We start from the raw sequence: 12916 nt of genomic DNA, 5'->3' as shown, positions 1-12916 counted from the left end.
GCTTTATTTATGCCGATTAGACGACTAAAGGCGGCTTTCGATGGAAGAGTACAATCTCTTTTTATTGAAAGTGGTCTTTTTTCTGCTCTTGGAAAGGGTGTTGAACATAAAAAATGGATGTTCCAAATTCAATCTATGAAAAAACAACCATTGTGCTGGCATACTCAAAAGCTCATCACTGATAGATTGTTTCCGAGTCGAGTTTGTTTATTATAAGTGAAATGTGAGAGGAGAATGAAAAATGAATCATCGCCAGTTTGATACAATAGCGCTTCATGGGGGGCAAGTGCCAGATCCTGTTACAAAGGCGAGAGCTGTTCCAATATACATGACTTCATCCTATGTGTTTGAAGATACCGATCATGCAGCAAGCTTATTTCAGATGCAAGAGCCTGGCTTTATTTATTCAAGGAATGCAAATCCAACCAATGCAGTGTTTGAGGAGAGAATGGCACAGTTAGAGGGTGGCGTAGCCTCATTTGCTGTTTCATCTGGGCAAGCAGCGATTTCCATTGCCCTTTTAACACTTGCAAGAGCAGGCGATGAGATAGTTTCTACACAGGCTCTTTATGGTGGCACATATCATTTATTCGCAGAAACGTTTAGTAAATTCGGCATCAATGTTCATTTTGTTGATGGGACGGACTTTACATCTTTAGAAGGAAAAATTAATAAAAGGACAAAGGCGATTTTTACAGAGACAATTGGCAACCCGAATATGGAGGTAGCACATTTAGAAAAGTTAAGTGAGATAGCGAAACGTCACGGCCTACCATTAGTTGTAGATAATACATTCACTACGCCATTTTTACTAAAACCGCTTGCATTTGGTGCAGATATAGTCGTTCATTCAGCAACTAAATTCATTGGTGGTCATGGGACGGCAATTGGTGGGGTGATTGTAGATGGAGGAAGATTTGAATGGAGTAACGAAAGATTTCCTTCCTTTAATGAGAAAAAGCCTGCTATTGGTAATCGCAGCTATGTTGAAATTTCTAGGGAAAAAGCGTTTATTCTTAAAGCAAGATTTGAACTTGGCCATGACTTAGGGGCAACGCTGTCTGCCTTCAATAGCTGGTTATTTATTCAAGGTTTGGAATCATTAAGTGTCAGAGTAGAAAAGCAAGTCGCTAATGCACAAGTTTTGGCTAAGAGGCTAGGAGAGTTACCTCATATTTCTTGGGTGAACTACCCTGGGTTAGAAAGCCATCCGCAATATCATCTCGGAAAGAAGTATTTTCCGAGTGGGGCAGGTGCAATCTTTACATTTGGCATCAAAGGGGGAATCAGTACAGCTAAAAGGTTTATCAACTCACTAAAGCTCGTATCACATTTAGCAAATGTTGGTGACGCGAAAACGCTCATTATTCATCCAGCGAGTACAACACATGCTCGTCTTTCACCAGGGCAACAAGCGGAGGCGGGTGTGAGTCCCGAAATGATCCGCCTTTCTGTTGGCTTAGAGGATCCTGTAGATGTGATGGCTGATATTACGCAAGCGTTAAAACAATGTACGTAGGTTTATTACGATTTACATTATAAAGGGTGAAAAGAGTGAAGTTAAAGTGCCTAAAAAGAGAACCATTCTTCCTTCCTTTACCTTATACTTTGTTGATCGCATGTCTCAGGCAATTCACCTTATGTTTTTCTTAAAGAAAGAGACATCAACACTGATATCTTACCATTGCGACGCCCCTGTTTCCTTTCCTGAAAAAGGGGATAAAGCCATCGCGTAATTCCCTGATGAACTAGTTGCCTTTGATTATCTAATGAATGAAACTTTTTCATTTTTCCTTCGTATGTATTGGAAAGACGAACGGAAAGAGGAGGAATGGGGTATGGATAGACCAGTACTTAAATTGCCTCGTACCAAATGGGAATGGGGATGCGACATACTTGGTCTTATTGTATTCATTGGGTCGATTATATTCTTAGTTGTTTCTTGGTCAGCTATACCTGAACAAGTACCGGGCCATTACAATGCTTCAGGGGAAGTTGATCGGTGGGGTTCTAAATATGAATTATTTATCTTACCAATAATCGGCGTGTTTTTATGGTTCATGATGGGGATATTTGAAAGGTTTCCTCATATTCATAATTACCCTGCACGTATCAATGAATCAAATGCAGCAGCATTTTACTTAACAAGTAGAAAAATGCTAAATGTCACAAAGAATATTTGCCTCGCATTATTCGGCTTTATACTTATTCAATCCATTAGAGTAGCATTAGGATGGGCGGACTCATTAGGTATTTGGTTTCTGCCCGTGTTTTTACTTGCCACGATAGTTCCAATTATATTTGCTTTGATTAAGTTTAGTCGAATTCAATAATTGCCAACTTATCCTTTTTGGATAGGTTGGCTTTTTTTATGTGATTTGACCAATTAGCACTGAAATAAATTGATAAAAAGATTCCCCTATTAGGTAAGGTCACAGGCGAAATGGACTTACTGTTTGTACTATATATAAAAGGATAAGAAGGTGAAAATAGTGAACAGGTTTAATAAAAAAGGTTTTTGTTTGCCTGGAGGTTATCGATATTGTGGCCCGGGTTGTAGCGGACCAGGCAAGCCCATTAATTATGTGGATTCTTGTTGTCAGAAACATGATGCATGCATTGATCGGTATGGCCATTGTTATCAATGTGATCAAATGTTAATTAATTGTGTCAATCGAAAGAAATATGCATCCAGGCATGAAGGAGCGACAGCTAGAGTAATTGATGCAGCTATGCGTTTTCGTATGCTTTGGGGATAATTTAGGTAGCTAGAGGTGAAGGGAACGACTATTCCTGTCCTCTAGCTTTTTTGATATAGAGGGAATATTTAGTAGGAGAATAGCAAAACTTAGTCACAAGAATGGTTATTTTATAAAAGTAGGTGACAGAATGGTCAATCGAAGTAAAATGACATCTACAGAAATTGGTGCACTGTGGATTACTTATCAAAAGAAGACAATGATATTAAGGGTTTTAGAACATTTTATAGAAGTGTCCGAGGATAAAAAAGCGAAAAAGCTTATGCAAGGTTTATGGTCTGAGTTAGAGCCAAATGTCCACCGAATTGAACAGATATTTAAAGATGAGGGTGCTGTTATACCTCAAGGTTTTACTAATGCCGATGTGAACTTACAAGCGCCAAAACTTTTTGGAGAGGGGTTTGATATTCTTTTATGTATGGTGTTAAAGGAAATCAGCATGGGACTCTACACTCTTCATATAGCAACTTCCTACCGAAATGATATTATTGATTTATATCGTGAGATGACAAATGTAACGCAGAAATATTATCAAAAGTTCTTAAATTATGCGGTGGATGAGGGATATTACCCATTACCTAATTTGATTAATGTCCCTACAACGGTCGACTTTGTCTCAGATATAAATTATACAAAAGGTTATCGCCTGTTTAGTGACAAAAGAGAAATTAATACGATTGAGTTTAGTTATTTAAACCAGTCCATTCAAACGAATACAGTTGGCATGATGCTTATGACAGGATTTGCTCAAACGGCAGTTCATACAGATGTGAAAGACTATTTTATTAAAGGGAAAGAGCTCAGCAAGGATATTTTGGAGGGAACATATGACATCCTAATTAAGGATGATATTAGGGTGCCGACAATTCATGGGTTATCGCTTACTAGGTCTAACATTCCACCATTTTCTGATAAATTAATGATGTATTTAACCTTTTTGTTAAGTAATTTCGGTCTCGGTAGTCAGGGATTTGGTGCAGGCTTTAGCTTAAGAGATGACATTAACATCAAATTAGGTTTATTTGTAAAAGACATCATGTTGTTTATTAGAGAAAATATAAGAATTATGATCGATAATGGATGGTTAGAGGAGCCCCCAAGAATGAGTGTAAATAATTTGAGAGAATAAAAATTGATTGGAAAGTTTGTTTCATAATGAAGCACTTTCCTTTTTTTTTTTCGAAATAAAGATTGCGATTATTCATATATTAGATTAACATCAAATTAGATGATTATCTAATTGTTTGAGGAGGGGACGAGAATGATCTCCATATTAAAAGAAGAGAAAGACTATGCGCGCTTATTCTTTGCGGGTGTTCTCAATGGAATAGGTGATCGATTTAGTCAAGTTGCGTTGTTAGCACTGTTATTGCAAGTAACAGGATCTGGCCTTGCTGTTGGTCTTGCTTTAGCGATAAGGGTCATTCCATTTCTGTTCTTTGGCCCATTAGGAGGGATGATGGCAGACCGTTTTTCGCGGAGAAAAATATTAGTCTGTACAGATTTAGGACGGATCCTGTTTGCTTTGTCGTTTGTGTTTGTAAATGATGTTTCATCTGTCTGGATCGTTTATTTGTCGAGTTTTTTCTTAGCAGCAGGTGAAGCCATTTATGCACCAACAAGGAAATCTGCTATTCCATTGATGGTTAAGGAAAGGAATATGATAAAAGTTAATAGCCTTGAACAAGTAATGGTTGGCGTTGTTCTTATTGGAGGGTCGTTTTCAGGTGGAGTGGTCACTTCTTTATTTGGTGCTAATTTTACCTTTTTTGTCAATGGTGCTTCCTTTTTAATTGCTGCTGTTTTGTTATCTACATTGCGCGTTCTTGATAGAGAAAGAACAGAGGGATCAATGTCCAAGAATAAGGGGGAAGATTCATTCTTCATCGTTAAGGATGTTATTTTTCATTCGAGTTTATTATTAATTATTTTTCTATCAGAACTGTTAATTCCTCTATTTAATGGCATTGATAATGTGTTATTAAGTGTGTATGCTGTTCAAGAATTTCATTTAGGAGATGTTGGTGTCGGCATATTCTATGGTTCATTAGGAATTGGTTTAATGCTAAGCTTTCCTGTAGCGGAGAAATTGAAAAATCATCTAATGAGAATCGCCCTCATTGCACTGATGTTCGAAGGATTTAGCATTATTTTATTAAGCCAGTCACAACAAGTGTGGATGGCCATTGTTTTTTTAATAACGGCCGCGTTTTTCTCTGGATTATGTAACACCTGCTTTGATACGATGCTAATGAGAGAGACACCTAAAGATAAGAGTGGATTAATATTTGGTCTATTTACAACGATTTCTAATACAATGATAGGTATCTCTATGTTTTTAGCTGGGCTTGCCACTGTATGGATGCCTAATCGCTTGCTTGGATTATTAGGTGGAACTGGGTTTGTTATTTCTAGTATATTCTTATTTTCATTTTATTATTTTTTAAAATACAAGAAACAGAAAAAAAGCCCTAGCAAAGCATCATGTTAGGAATAGAGTGTGAAAAAGAGGTGTTTATATTGAACTTTATTGAAGCGATCGTTCCGTTAGCAAAGAAAATAGCTATACAATATCACATATTACCGTCACTAGTGATTGCACAAGCTATACATGAATCTAATCATGGGAAGAGTAAGTTGGCAATAAAAGGTAATAATTTGTTCGGTATAAAGGGTGAGTATAACGGGCAGTCGGTAAAGATGCTGACGAAAGAATTTATTGATGGACAAATGATTACAACGGCAGCTGCATTTAGAAAGTACCCTTCATGGGAGGAGTCAATTGAGGACTTAGCTAAGCTTTATAAGAATGGTGTATCTTGGGATCGAAACAAATACCTTACTATTATAGAAGAAAAAGATTATAAAAAAGCTGCTGAGCAGGTGCAGTTATCAGGTTATGCGACAGATCCTGATTATAGCAAAAAAATCAATCGTATCATTGAGACTTATCAATTACTACAATATGATACCAATCCTAAATATCATTTATCAACAGACAAAAAAGGTTATGTAACGGTTGAAGATGCAAAGAAAGAGATACGAGAAAAGTCCCTGTACAAGGCAGGAAGTTATTATATTTTTAAAAAGGTAGGAGAAATATTCAATCTATCAAAAGTGGAAGGTATGCCAGGATCTTGGGTGAACCTAAATCAATTAGAGGAAGTAGAGTTTAGCTATACAGTCAAATCTGGCGATACGCTTTCAAAAATAGCAGCTGTGCACGATACAAGTGTCAGTAGCTTGCAAAAAATCAATCATATTCATAATCCTCACTTGATTACTGTCGGTCAAATAATCAAGACAGGGGAAAAACATTACTATTACACCGTTCACCAAGGTGATACAGTCACAACTATCATAAAGAGATTTAAACTAACAGCGCAACAGTTACAAGAGTGGAACCGTTTGAAAGATATTAATGTGATTTCAGTTGGGCAAAAGTTACGAGTGAAATGATTGGAGGTGTAATCAAGTAATGATAAGAGCAGTGATGTTTGATTTAGACGGAACCCTTCATAATCGAGAGGCTTCTATTTTGTCATTTATTGAGAATCAGCGAGAGAGACTCTTTCCACGTTTATTATGAAAAAAATAAATCCTGAATTTTGTAAGGACCAAATATTGTAGAATGGATGAGGTCTTTTTATTTTATCCATATTGGTATCGAATAACTTACATATAGAGATCCTTACATGCGTTTTTCTAGTGACGAGAAGGAGAATAGACAAAAAAATTGAATGAGAGTAGTATCAAAATTTATTGTAAAAGAGGGGTACCTAGTGATATATCATCATAACGAAAATAAAATCGAAACGAACCAATTAATGCTTCGCTTGTTTAATGAGGCCGATGTACCAGAAGTTGTTAAACTATGTAACAATTATAATCTTTATAAAAGTACTTTAAATCTTCCCTATCCTTATTTAACTGAACATGCTCTTATTTGGATGGAAAATCATCTTAGTGATTTCAATCATAATAAGCGGTTTGAGTTGGCAATAACTGATAAAATCACTGGCAAGTTATACGGTGCAATTGCGCTCTCGCATCATCAAACGTTCAATCATGGGGAGCTTGCTTATTGGATTGGTGAGGAATATTGGGGGAATGGCTATGCTACAGAGGCTGCTAAAGCATTAATTGAATTTGCCTTTAGCGCAAAAAATTACAATAAAGTGTTTGCACGCTCATTCGACTCGAACCCAGCTTCAATGAGGGTAATTGAAAAGACCGGTATGAAGAAAGAAGGCTTGTTGAAACAACATGTAAGAAAAGATGGAAAATATATAGACCTCGTATGTTATGGCATTCTTAAACAAGAAGCTGATGTTTTGAGTGAAATAGGGACATGTACTCGTTAAGAGTTCATATGAAAGTGAAGTTGAAACAGCTAGGGACAAAGGTGGGGAAGTCCCTTGCTGTTGCTTTATTTAAAACTAATGGAGGACTCTCTAAGATAGGTAAGCTGTTTACAGTAATATACAACATCTTGCCGGTTTGGCAGAGATAGTAATAAGAACACAAGAAGGGGAAGGATTGGCAAATGAAAAAAATTGGATAAAATACATGAAGGAGTTCTCAAGAAAGAAACATAAAGAATATAAAAATAACCCGAAACGAGTTCGGGTCATTCTCATTTATTAGGTTATTTCTCTACAGATACAGAGATATGGCTAAAGGTATTGACATCAAAGAGCCCAAGGTCTGTTAGTTTTAGTGATGGAATAACAGGTAGCGCAAGGAAGCTTAATGTTAAGAATGGATTAAATGTATGGTTAGCTCCGATTTTATCCAATGCCTGATTGATTTCCACTAGCCTCTTATTCACTTTCTCATATGGTTCATGTGACATGAGACCGGCGATTGGCAGGTTTAATTGAGCAAGCACCTTTCCTTTATCGACAACGACAAGTCCACCTTGCATGTCGCGGATTGCATTGGCAGCGACAGCCATATCCTTATCAGTTGTACCCGCAAGAATTAAATTATGAGAATCATGGGCTACCGTTGTTGCGATGGCGCCCGATTGTAGCCCGAGCCCTTTTAAGACACCGAGTCCAATGTTGCCAGTATGATGATGACGCTCCATGACAGCAATTTTCAAATGATCTTTCTCGATAGAAGCGATGAAACGATCGCGTTCGTCTTTCTGAACGGTTTCAATAACATGGTCGGTTACTATGCTGTTCGGAATCACTTCAATAATATGTGCTTTTTCTCCGACAATGTCTAAGTGAAACGATTGTTCATTAATGACAGGAAGGTGGACGGTATTAGTGAGATGGGAACATTCCTTTTGCTCTAATTCTTTAGGGAAATCAGTTAATTCTCCTTCACTAAAAACACATTGCCCATTTTTATACACAGATTGAATCTCAATTTGCTCAAGATCGTCTAATAAAACAAAGTCAGCTTTATATCCTGGAGCGATGGCACCTTGATCCTTAAGCCCAAAGCACTCAGCTGTATTGAGAGACCCCATTTGAATCGCTGTAATCGGATCAATCCCTTTCTTAATCGCTTTCCGAATCATATAGTCGATACTGCCTTCGCTAATAATATCATCAAGATGGCGGTCATCTGTAACAAATAGAAATCTACGTGCATTTTTTTCATTAACAATTGGTAGGATTCGACATAATTCTTTTGCTGCTGTACCTTCGCGAATCATGACGTACATCCCTTTTTGCAATCGTTCTTTTGCTTCTTTTGCATTAGTTGCTTCATGATCAGTTCGGATACCAGCTGTCATGTACACATCTAGTTGTTTTCCTTTTAGCCCCGCCGCATGGCCATCAACTTTTTTTCCTCTTTCATGCGCTTCGTGAATTTTACTCAATAAGTCGTGATCGCCTTTCATCACACCGGGATAATTCATGACTTCGGCTAAACCAATCACCCTCTCATATTCATAAAAAGGAGATAAGTCGTTTGCTGTTAATGTAGCACCGGCATTTTCAAAAGGTGTGGCAGGCACACAAGAGGGTAGCATGAAATAAGCATCAAATGGAATATCATCAGATGCGTGAAGCATAAACTCGATCCCTTTTTCACCAACGACATTAGCAATCTCATGAGGATCACAAATGACAGCAGTAACCCCATGCTGCAGGAGGATTTTTGAAAACTCGACAGGGGTTACCATGGAGGATTCAATATGTACATGTCCATCAATAAAAGAAGGAGCTAAAAAACGGTTATGAGCGTCCACTGTTTCTAGTCCTTTATAGTCACCAATTCCAACAATAAATCCATCTGTGATGGCTACGTCTCCAGAAATAATTTCACTTGAAAACACATCAACAATTTGCGCATTTTTGATGACAAGGTCTGCAGGTGATTTACCTGAAGCTACTTCAATTCGTTTCTTCATCTTTTCCATTAAAGGTCCTCCTCCAAAAGTGTTTCCGTTCAATTTCGATTTTTTAAACTTTATTGTACCATTAAGTAGTTGGTTCATTTATGTCATGTTATTGTTTCTTCCCAACAATAAGTAAGAAGGCTTAAACTGTTTAGGTCATTATACTAGTGTTCTTAAACTAAGAAAAATAAAAGAGAATTTTGACTTCTTCCTAAAAATGATAATCAAGCGTGAAACCAAATAATGTAAATGTACTCTTATATAAGATATGATGTTAGTTACTTTTTAATCAATAAAGGTGGTAGATACTACGATGATTATTTATGAACAACAGTTAAAGGAAATGTTAGAAGAAAATGAGGAAATCATGCATTTATTAAGTTGTTTATCGGATTTGGACTTACCCTTTGATTATTATGTAGCTGCGGGATGTGTGGCAAATACCGTGTGGAATCATTTATCTGGCAATGCAATCGATTATGGTATATCAGATATTGACCTTGTTTACTATGACAAGGGAAACCAATTGAGCGAAAGGGAGTTTCAGCAAATTTTAAGTAGTATGCTCAAGTCGTTTCCATATCAATTAGACATAAAGAATCAAGCGAATGTCCATTTCTGGTATGAAGAAAAATTTGGTTTTGCGATTCCTGCTTATACAAGCGTCAATGAGGCGATCGCGAGCTGGCCAACAACAGCTACTGCCGTAGGGGTGAAAATGGAGAAAAATGAAAAGATGACTGTGTATGCGCCTTATCATTTAGATGACCTGTTTAGCATGAGGATTGTACCGAATAAAGTAATCGTTACGAAGGAGATATATGAGTATAAGACAAGGAAATGGAAAGCGAAATGGCCTAATCTTGTTGTATATGATTGGTGAGGTCGGGGAGAGGGAACCATATCCCGACCTCGATACCTTAATCAAATCTACGTTTCTTATAAATTACGATGGTGAGTATGAAAGAAACGGCTACCCACAAGAATAAAATGAACAAATTCATGAGGATATCAGCTGCCCCCTTACCGTCACTTAAACCAAACCAAATCTGATTTAATTGTTCATTAGGCAACAACTCAATTATATTGATCAAGGTTGCATTTTCAACCATTGGTTTAAACATGGAACTCATGCCGAATATAATTAATACAGGCATACCGATAATACTTGTCTCCATTACTGTCCGTGAAAGCAGTCCAAGAATCGTTCCTGTTGCAAGGTAAAAGACTAAGCCTAGTAAAGTGCTAAGAGAAAATAGTGGAAGGGATGGGACTGTGTACCCTGAGAAAATAATTGATCCGATAATAACAAGAATGGTCATTAGTCCAGACAATGCGCTTTTTCCAATCAATATTTCTAGTGTACTGGCAGGTGATAATAACAAGCCCCTCAACGTATTTTTCTCTTTTTCTTCTGCAACCATCGCAGCTTGGATAAAAGCACCCGCAATAATTAGTGCGAGATTAATTGGATAAGTAGAAAGGACGTCTGTTGCTGCATTCATGCGACCTAACATCGCTGCAAAAACTAGTGGAATGGCTAATGTAAAAAGAATATATGAATTTCTTTGCAAATCTTTCCAATCTTTAATAAATATGGCGTTGACGCGTTTAAATGAAAAGATCATGATAATTTCCTCCCCGTTAATTTTACAAATACATCACCAAGTGTCGGCTCATCTGAATGTATGGTTACGATTTCTCCGTCTTTTATATAGTTATATATTTCTTTTGCACCCGCTTCGTCTTTTTGCACAACCACTTTACGATTGTTTCGCAATAATAGGGAGATGGATGAAGTACTTTGTTGTGTTTTAATATTCTCTGGTGTATCAATTAAGCTGATTTCACCATTATGTAAGAATGCCACTCGATCACAAATTGTCTCAGCTTCTTGCATATCATGAGTAGTTAAAAATATTGTTGTTCCTTCTTCGTTTAGCTTTTTAAGTCCTTGGTGGATATGCATTGTGTTTACAGGATCCAAGGCGGAAGTAGGCTCATCTAAAAAGAGTAAATCCGGTTTATGAAGCATGGCTCTAGCTAATGTCACTCGTTGCTTCATCCCTTTTGACAGTTTTTGCACGATTTTCTTACTTTCTTCTATTAAATTTACCGTTGTGAGCACTTCATTGATTCTTTTTTTATCTACTTCATATAAATCACAATATAATGCGAGATTATCGTATATACTAAGCCTTTCGTATAAGCCACTATTATCAGTTAATATACCAATTCTCTTCATATAAATGGGATCTTTTAGTTTCGCAATTGGTTCTCCGAATACTTTCACTTCTCCGGCTGTTGCATGAAGTTGAGCGGTTAGGATTTTGATTGTTGTTGTTTTACCTGAACCACTCGGTCCTAAGAAACCAATTGTTTCCCCTTTTCTTACTTGAAAACTTACTTTCTTTAAAGCTAGTTGGTTTTGAAAAGACTTTTCAAGGTCTCTTACTTCAATGACATTTTCCATTTAATTGGCCCCTTTTCACGTTTTGCATTTCTTGTCTCCATATTAGCTGTGAAAAGGGATAAATACAGTAATATCAAGGTGAAAAGCGTCTATATTTAGATGAATGGGAGCAATTAAGCGGTGAATGGAGCAAGGAAAGTAGGTGAAAATAGGGTGTCCTTTATTGTTAGAGTCAAGATGAAACAACCTATATGCCCATAATCTCTTTCAACTCATTTAATTTTCCTTTTGATAATGGGATTGAACTCTTTTTCGCATCATCGAGAATAAGGCTATAACTATTTCTTGTCCAAGTAATGACTTCTCTCACCTTCTGCAAATTAACAATATATGAACGATGACAGCGAAAGAATCCAAAAGGATGCAGTCTCTCAAATAATGTATTTAGTGTAAGAGCACAAGGGAAACTTTCACCATTTACATGTAAATGGGAAATGCCATCATTACTCTCAACGTATACAATTTCAGTCGGATCAAAAAGGATGATTTTATCATCCACTTTTGCAGGGATTTTTTCAAGACGCAATGGATTGTTCATGTTTTGAATCTTTTCTGAAGGAGCTGGGCGGACTTCTTCGCTAGGCAACATATCCTGTTGAGGCTGTGCTTCTTCATCTTCGATATCCTGTTGACTACTCTCTTCATCCATAACTTCGATTTTTTTAAGTCCGTGCTCATTTAAACGATACACTGTATCCGTCATTGATAGTGCACTTTCGTAATTGTTAGTAATAATAAGGGCGACTCTTCCTTGTTGTTTATGGTCTTCTAATACTTTCTGTAGTGTGATTTTACTTTCTATATCGATGTTTTGGTCGGGTTCTTCTAATATAAGTAAATCTGGTTGGTGGAGGATTGCCCTTCCTAAGTGCAGCCTTTTCTTTTCAGAAAATGTAAGTTTGCTAATCTTTGTATTTACTTTGTCTATTAAATTTATTTTTTGTATTAAAGCATCTATTTCTATATTGACGTCATGCAGGTTCTTATAAAAAGTTAAAAATTCTCGGGGAGTTAGCCGGTCGTAGAGAGCGTCGTCTAGTAGAGATAGCCCAATTCTATTAGATAAGCTTTTAAAATGCTTATTTAACTCTGTATCTTCAAATAATACTTTTCCATTTGAAATATTGTTCTTTCCAATCATCATCATGATGAGATGTTTGCCAACTTCGTTATTGCATTGGAGTGCGACAATTTCATTTCGATATAAAGTTAAATCGAATTTAGGGAAGATAATTGTATTTCCGATTGTTTTTTCAAGTTGATTCATCTGCAATAGCTTCATGTCGACACCTCAGAGTAGATTAGTATGGTTTACATTGA

The 12916-nt window shown here is 36.8% G+C and carries 13 protein-coding genes; 9 read left to right on the top strand and 4 right to left on the bottom strand.

Annotation, left to right across the window (positions count from 1 at the left end):
* The first annotated feature begins 9 nt into the window (after positions 1–9).
* The 8 genes from LCM23_RS18320 (at position 10) to LCM23_RS18280 (ending at position 7123) form a co-directional block, all read left to right on the top strand.
* Positions 10–216, top strand: a complete 207-nt coding sequence (locus LCM23_RS18320; protein WP_224938204.1) for a hypothetical protein — start codon at positions 10–12, stop codon at positions 214–216.
* A gap of 25 nt (positions 217–241) precedes the next feature.
* On the top strand, positions 242–1519 hold the full coding sequence (locus LCM23_RS18315; protein ID WP_224938203.1) for an O-acetylhomoserine aminocarboxypropyltransferase/cysteine synthase family protein: 1278 nt from the start codon (positions 242–244) through the stop codon (positions 1517–1519).
* Positions 1520–1838: 319 nt separating this feature from the next.
* Positions 1839–2333 carry a DUF1648 domain-containing protein gene (locus LCM23_RS18310; protein ID WP_224938202.1) on the top strand — a complete coding sequence of 165 codons (495 nt, stop codon included), beginning with the start codon at positions 1839–1841 and terminating at the stop codon, positions 2331–2333.
* A 159-nt stretch (positions 2334–2492) separates the two neighbouring features.
* Positions 2493–2759, top strand: coding sequence for a Parvovirus coat protein VP1-like protein (locus LCM23_RS18305; RefSeq protein WP_224938201.1), 267 nt, complete (start codon positions 2493–2495; stop codon positions 2757–2759).
* Between the two features lie 130 nt (positions 2760–2889).
* Positions 2890–3888, top strand: coding sequence for a DUF3231 family protein (locus LCM23_RS18300; RefSeq protein ID WP_224938200.1), 999 nt, complete (start codon positions 2890–2892; stop codon positions 3886–3888).
* A 132-nt stretch (positions 3889–4020) separates the two neighbouring features.
* Complete coding sequence (locus LCM23_RS18295) at positions 4021–5250, top strand: MFS transporter (protein ID WP_224938199.1); 1230 nt, start codon at positions 4021–4023, stop codon at positions 5248–5250.
* A gap of 29 nt (positions 5251–5279) precedes the next feature.
* A complete protein-coding gene (locus tag LCM23_RS18290) occupies positions 5280–6218 on the top strand; it encodes a glucosaminidase domain-containing protein (RefSeq protein ID WP_224938198.1) in 939 nt (312 codons plus the stop codon).
* 323 nt (positions 6219–6541) lie between these two features.
* Positions 6542–7123, top strand: a complete 582-nt coding sequence (locus LCM23_RS18280) for a GNAT family N-acetyltransferase (RefSeq protein ID WP_404826625.1) — start codon at positions 6542–6544, stop codon at positions 7121–7123.
* 284 nt (positions 7124–7407) lie between these two features.
* Here LCM23_RS18280 and ade read toward each other — a convergent pair whose 3' ends face one another.
* On the bottom strand, positions 7408–9222 hold the full coding sequence (gene ade, locus LCM23_RS18275) for an adenine deaminase (RefSeq protein ID WP_224938197.1): 1815 nt from the start codon (positions 9220–9222) through the stop codon (positions 7408–7410).
* A 214-nt stretch (positions 9223–9436) separates the two neighbouring features.
* Between ade and LCM23_RS18270 the strand changes: the two genes are divergently transcribed.
* Positions 9437–10006, top strand: coding sequence for a nucleotidyltransferase family protein (locus tag LCM23_RS18270; protein WP_224938196.1), 570 nt, complete (start codon positions 9437–9439; stop codon positions 10004–10006).
* Between the two features lie 37 nt (positions 10007–10043).
* On the opposite strand, the gene LCM23_RS18265 is transcribed toward LCM23_RS18270, so the two are convergent.
* From LCM23_RS18265 to LCM23_RS18255, 3 genes are all read right to left on the bottom strand, one after another.
* Positions 10044–10751 (bottom strand): ABC transporter permease, encoded by a 708-nt coding sequence (locus LCM23_RS18265; protein WP_224938195.1) that lies wholly within the window; start codon positions 10749–10751, stop codon positions 10044–10046.
* Positions 10748–11596: an ABC transporter ATP-binding protein gene (locus LCM23_RS18260; RefSeq protein ID WP_224938194.1), complete on the bottom strand. Its 849-nt coding sequence runs from the start codon at positions 11594–11596 to the stop codon at positions 10748–10750. The genes LCM23_RS18265 and LCM23_RS18260 overlap by 4 nt, the downstream gene beginning before the upstream one ends.
* A 187-nt stretch (positions 11597–11783) precedes the next feature.
* Positions 11784–12878: a LytTR family transcriptional regulator DNA-binding domain-containing protein gene (locus LCM23_RS18255; RefSeq protein WP_224938193.1), complete on the bottom strand. Its 1095-nt coding sequence runs from the start codon at positions 12876–12878 to the stop codon at positions 11784–11786.
* Positions 12879–12916: the final 38 nt, after the last annotated feature.

This window comes from Cytobacillus kochii (assembly GCF_020171845.1).
GTDB lineage: Bacteria > Bacillota > Bacilli > Bacillales > Cytobacillaceae > Cytobacillus > Cytobacillus kochii.
The sequence above is the reverse complement of the archived record's forward strand: the minus strand, read 5'-3'. Positions and strand labels throughout refer to the sequence as shown.

Bases quoted from the DNA above. Each gene is read 5' to 3' on its own strand.
- LCM23_RS18255 (WP_224938193.1), bottom strand. From the start codon at position 12,878: ATGAAGCTATTGCAGATGAATCAACTTGAAAAAACAATCGGAAATACA.
- LCM23_RS18265 (WP_224938195.1), bottom strand. From the start codon at position 10,751: ATGATCTTTTCATTTAAACGCGTCAACGCCATATTTATTAAAGATTGG.
- LCM23_RS18315 (WP_224938203.1), top strand. From the start codon at position 242: ATGAATCATCGCCAGTTTGATACAATAGCGCTTCATGGGGGGCAAGTG.
- LCM23_RS18270 (WP_224938196.1), top strand. From the start codon at position 9,437: ATGATTATTTATGAACAACAGTTAAAGGAAATGTTAGAAGAAAATGAG.
- LCM23_RS18295 (WP_224938199.1), top strand. From the start codon at position 4,021: ATGATCTCCATATTAAAAGAAGAGAAAGACTATGCGCGCTTATTCTTT.
- ade (WP_224938197.1), bottom strand. From the start codon at position 9,222: ATGAACCAACTACTTAATGGTACAATAAAGTTTAAAAAATCGAAATTG.
- LCM23_RS18320 (WP_224938204.1), top strand. From the start codon at position 10: ATGCCGATTAGACGACTAAAGGCGGCTTTCGATGGAAGAGTACAATCT.
- LCM23_RS18260 (WP_224938194.1), bottom strand. From the start codon at position 11,596: ATGGAAAATGTCATTGAAGTAAGAGACCTTGAAAAGTCTTTTCAAAAC.
- LCM23_RS18310 (WP_224938202.1), top strand. From the start codon at position 1,839: ATGGATAGACCAGTACTTAAATTGCCTCGTACCAAATGGGAATGGGGA.
- LCM23_RS18300 (WP_224938200.1), top strand. From the start codon at position 2,890: ATGGTCAATCGAAGTAAAATGACATCTACAGAAATTGGTGCACTGTGG.